This is a genomic window from Telluria sp. ZT3P39, from assembly GCF_059685935.1.
Genome location: NZ_JCASIH010000054.1, coordinates 1 through 4522 on the forward strand (window position 1 = coordinate 1; position 4522 = coordinate 4522).

The following is a 4522-nucleotide window of genomic DNA, read 5'->3' on the forward strand; positions in this document are numbered from 1 at the left end:
ACCGTGAAACGACTTTGCGCCGATGATAGTGCTGCAACCAGTGTGAAAGTAGGTTATCGTCAGGCTAGTTATAAGAGAAACCCCACCAGGTGATCCTGGTGGGGTTTTTTGCGTTTGAGCCCGCCTTCTCCATTCAGGCGGTGTTCAGGCTCACGTCCTCCCAATCAAGGCCAAACCGGGTGAGGTATTTCTTGAGCCTGTCGGCGTCATTTGGCTTCGCTTTGGCCTCTCTCGAGACACTGAACAATTTCCTTCCAGCGTCCGACAAGGTTTTCGACTGCCTGCAGACGGCAACGACCTGCCTGAGCTGGACGGCATCGAAGAGATCGAGTGCGGCTGCCGCCTCTGCCCCCATCAGTTCGGATAGCTCGACCGTGCCCCCTTGGCCCGGCCGCCCGACCCGTTGCCACATGCCCTGAAGGCGCCGGATTTCATCGCGCACGATCGCCTCCGTGATATTGCCCTCGTCGGCCAGCGTGGCCATTCGGGTAACAGAGGCGAGCAGGTCGCGGAAATTGCCCGTCCAGAGCGCGTCCGTGGAGGTCGCGAACTTCATATAGCATGCCCTGGCTTCCCGGCTGAGACGAACCATCTGCGCGTTCTCCTCGCTAAATTGCATCAAGAGATAGCCCAGGTTTGGTTCGATATCCTCCGGGCGCTCGCGCAGGCCAGGAAGAATGTAAGTCCACAGGTTGATCCGCGCATAGAGATCTTCGCGGAACCTTCCCGCCACCACTTCCTCGGACAAGTCGCGGTTGGTCCCCGCGATGAGCTGGAAATCGCTCTGGACCTCGCTGTCGCCTCCAACCGGCAGGAAGCGCTTCTCTTCGATCGCCTTGAGCAGCATGGCTTGCTCATCCAGGCCGAGCTCTCCTATCTCGTCGAGAAACAGCAGGCCGCGGTGTGCGCTCTTGAGCAGGCCGGGCCGGTCCGATCCGGCGCCTGTGAAAGCGCCCTTCACATGGCCGAACAGCGTCGACGCCGCCGTGTCGCCTCGCAGCGTCGCACAGTTCAGCTCGACGAACTTGCCGTCGATCTGATGGCGCGCTTTCTTCAGCTCGTAGACCCTGCGTGCCAGGAAGGATTTGCCGGCGCCGGTCGGGCCCATGAGGAGAATCGGGGCCTTCGATTTGATCGCCACGCGCTCGATCTCATCGATCATGGCATTGAAGCGGGCGTTGCGCGTCGCGATTCCCGATTTCAGGAAGGCGACGCCTTCGACCTGCTCATGTGAAAAACGCTGGGCCAGCTGGTCGTAGCGCGACAGGTCGAGGTCGATCAGCGCATAGATGCCGGGCTCGCCAGGGCCTTGCCGCCGGGGTGGTGACGTCTGCACCAGGCGACCGGGAAAGAAGCGCGCCTCGGTCAACAGGAACATGCAGATCTGGACGACGTGTGTGCCCGTCGTGATGTGGATCCAATAGTCTTCGCGGTCGGTATCGAACGAGTAGCTTTTCGCGAAATCGAAGAGGGCGGCGTAGACTTCCTCGAAGTCCCATGCGTCGGACAGCGTCACCTTGCGCGGAACCACCCTGGTCTCGGGCGATACCGTACCGATGTCGGCCACGACCTGCTCGATCAGGCCCTCGACGCCGGCATCGTGCAGCAGCTCGAAGCGGTCGACCAGCAAGTCGTCATGCTGCGTCAGCGCCACGCTCGGCCGCCATTTCTCCCACCGCTTGCTGCCTTTTCCACTATCGAGTTTAATTCCGACGAAGCCGATGACTACTGTCTTTTTCTTCATTCTTATAAATCCTTATCTTTAAAGATAGATTATCACGGTGCACCCAAATCAGCTTGTCGATGTCGAGATCCTTATCTCAAAGATTATGTCCAACGGAATCAAGGGCTTGCAAACGCCGACGCCATATTCGCCGAGCCTGGCACGGCGCTTGCAATAGCAAGGACAAGCAAACATCAATTTTGAGCGGAGAGGAAACCATGGATAAGAAAAATTACGAGCGCATGGACGTCGAAGGTGGGCGTCCGGTCAAGATGTGGACGCAAGGCGTGCCTGTCGAGGAATCGGCCAGGCAGCAGCTGGCGAACACCGCGCGCATGCCCTTCGTGTACAAGCACATCGCCGTCATGCCGGACGTACACCTGGGTAAAGGGTCGACCATCGGCAGCGTGATCCCGACCCTCGGTGCGATTATCCCCGCAGCCGTCGGCGTGGATATCGGTTGCGGCATGATGGCGGCCAAGACCACCCTGAGCGCGAACGACCTGCCCGATAACCTCTCTGGCTTGCGCAGTGCGATCGAGCGGGCGATCCCGCATGGGATGTCGCCGAAAACCCGCAGTCATCGCGGACGCGACGAGGGTTCGTGGAACACGCCGCCGGCGCCGGTCGATGCGGCCTGGGCGACGCTGAAGGATGAATTCGATGCGATCTGTTTGAAAACGCCGTCGCTGAAGAACACGAACAATCACCGCCACTTGGGGACGCTCGGCAGCGGGAATCACTTCGTCGAAGTGTGCCTGGACGAAGCAGGTTTCGTGTGGTTCATGCTGCATTCCGGATCGCGCGGGGTCGGCAATGCCATCGGGACCTACTTCATCGAGCTGGCCAAGAAGGACATGCGCCGCCACGTGATGAACCTGCCCGACCAGGACCTGGCCTACCTCGAGGAGGGGACCGAGCATTACGACGATTACGTGGAAGCCGTCAGCTGGGCGCAGAAATTCGCGCGCATGAACCGCGAAGTCATGATGCAGAACCTGATCGCGGCCGTACGCAAGGTGATCGTCAAACCCTTCGAGACGCATGTGGAGGCAGTCAACTGCCACCACAACTACGTGCAGAAGGAGCGCCATTTCGGCCAGGATGTGCTGATCACCCGGAAGGGAGCGGTATCGGCGCGCGCGGGCGCACTCGGGATCATTCCGGGGTCGATGGGGGCGAAGAGTTTTATCGTGCGCGGCAAGGGAAATCCCGAGAGCTTCGATAGCTGTAGCCACGGCGCCGGACGCACCATGAGCCGCACCGAGGCCAAGCGCCGCTTCACACTGGACGACCAGGTGCGGGCCACCGAAGGTGTCGAGTGCCGCAAGGATGCCAATGTGATCGATGAGATCCCGATGGCGTACAAGGATATCGACGCCGTCATGCATGCGCAGCGTGACCTGGTGGAAGTCGTGCACACCTTGAAGCAGGTCGTGTGCGTGAAGGGCTAGCCCGGGCGGTTTTTCAAATAATAAGAAAGAGAGACAAACATGATTGAACTCGATGGAAGCGCCGGCGAGGGAGGTGGGCAGATCCTGCGTACCGCGCTGGTGCTCTCCATGATCACCGGCCAGCCTTTCCGCATCACGCGCATTCGTGCCAACCGTGCCAAGCCGGGGCTGATGCGGCAGCACCTGGTCGCGGTCCAGGCGGCGGCGCGCATCAGTGCGGCGGCGGTACGCCATGCGGAACTCGGATCCGCGGAACTGGAATTCATGCCCGGCGAGATTGCGGGCGGCGATTACGAATTCGCCATTGGTACGGCAGGCAGCTGCACGCTCGTCCTGCAGACACTCGCCCTCGCATTGCTGCATGCCCGCGCGCCGTCGACCATCAGGATCAGTGGCGGTACGCACAATGCCATGGCGCCTCCGGTGCAGTTCCTCCAGCGCGCCTGGCGCCCTGTGCTTGGCGCCATGGGCGCGCAGGTCGACTTCAACCTGGAGCGTTACGGCTTTTATCCCGCGGGCGGCGGCGTCGTCACGGCCACGATTGCGCCGTGCGCGCAACTCAGGCCGCTCGACCTGGTGGGCCGTGGTGTCCGCCGCGCCGGCTACGCCGAAGCCTTCGTCGCAGGGATCCCGGCGAGTGTCGGTGAGCGTGAACTCGCCTTTATCGGTCGCAAAATGGGCTGGGGCGAATCGCAGTTGATACTTCAGATGCTGTCGGCAAGCGAGGGGCCGGGCAATGCCATATTGCTTACGCTGGAACACGAGCATGTGACGGAAGTGTTTGCGGGCTTCGGGGCAAAGATGGTCAGGGCAGAGGAGGTCGCGGCGCGGGCGCTAAAAGAGGCACGGGACTATATCGCCTCCGGTGCGGCGGTTGGCGAACACCTGGCGGACCAATTGATGTTGCCAATGGCCCTGGCAGGAGCGGGGCGCTTCACCTTATCGTCGGTCAGCCAGCATGCGCTGACCAATGCGCAGGTGATCAGCCGCTTCCTGCCTGTCGAATTCAGCTTCGAGCAGGGCGAGCACCACAGTACCTGCGTCGTGCAAAGCACTTGCACAAATGGCTAAGCCTTTGCTATAGTTCTGCTCCTCCGACGCACACGCAGCTTCACGGCAGCGACAGCGAAGGAAACGAAGGGGTTGACGAGTTAGGCGAAACACTGCATACTCTCTCTTCTCTGCTGCTGACGAACACAACGCTTCGACAGAACACAGCAAGGCAGTACCGAATACAGTTCTTTAACAATTTACAGTCGATAAGTGTGGGCGTTTGATGAAGGTGCCAGGAACTTCGGTTCTTGATTACTTAAATTATCAAATGTTCACAAAAAAGAAATACGTT

Annotated in this window: 3 protein-coding genes; 2 read left to right on the forward strand and 1 reads right to left on the reverse strand. The window is 60.2% G+C overall.

Annotated elements, in window-relative coordinates; genetic code table 11:
• Positions 1-133: 133 nt before the first annotated feature.
• On the reverse strand, positions 134-1744 hold the full coding sequence (gene rtcR, locus AC56LR_RS21535) for an RNA repair transcriptional activator RtcR (protein ID WP_497133512.1): 1611 nt from the start codon (positions 1742-1744) through the stop codon (positions 134-136).
• Between the two features lie 197 nt (positions 1745-1941).
• Between rtcR and AC56LR_RS21540 the strand changes: the two genes are divergently transcribed.
• Positions 1942-3177, forward strand: coding sequence for an RtcB family protein (locus AC56LR_RS21540; protein WP_497133514.1), 1236 nt, complete (start codon positions 1942-1944; stop codon positions 3175-3177).
• Positions 3178-3216: 39 nt separating this feature from the next.
• Positions 3217-4248, forward strand: a complete 1032-nt coding sequence (rtcA, locus tag AC56LR_RS21545) for an RNA 3'-terminal phosphate cyclase (protein WP_497133516.1) — start codon at positions 3217-3219, stop codon at positions 4246-4248.
• Positions 4249-4522 lie beyond the last annotated feature (274 nt).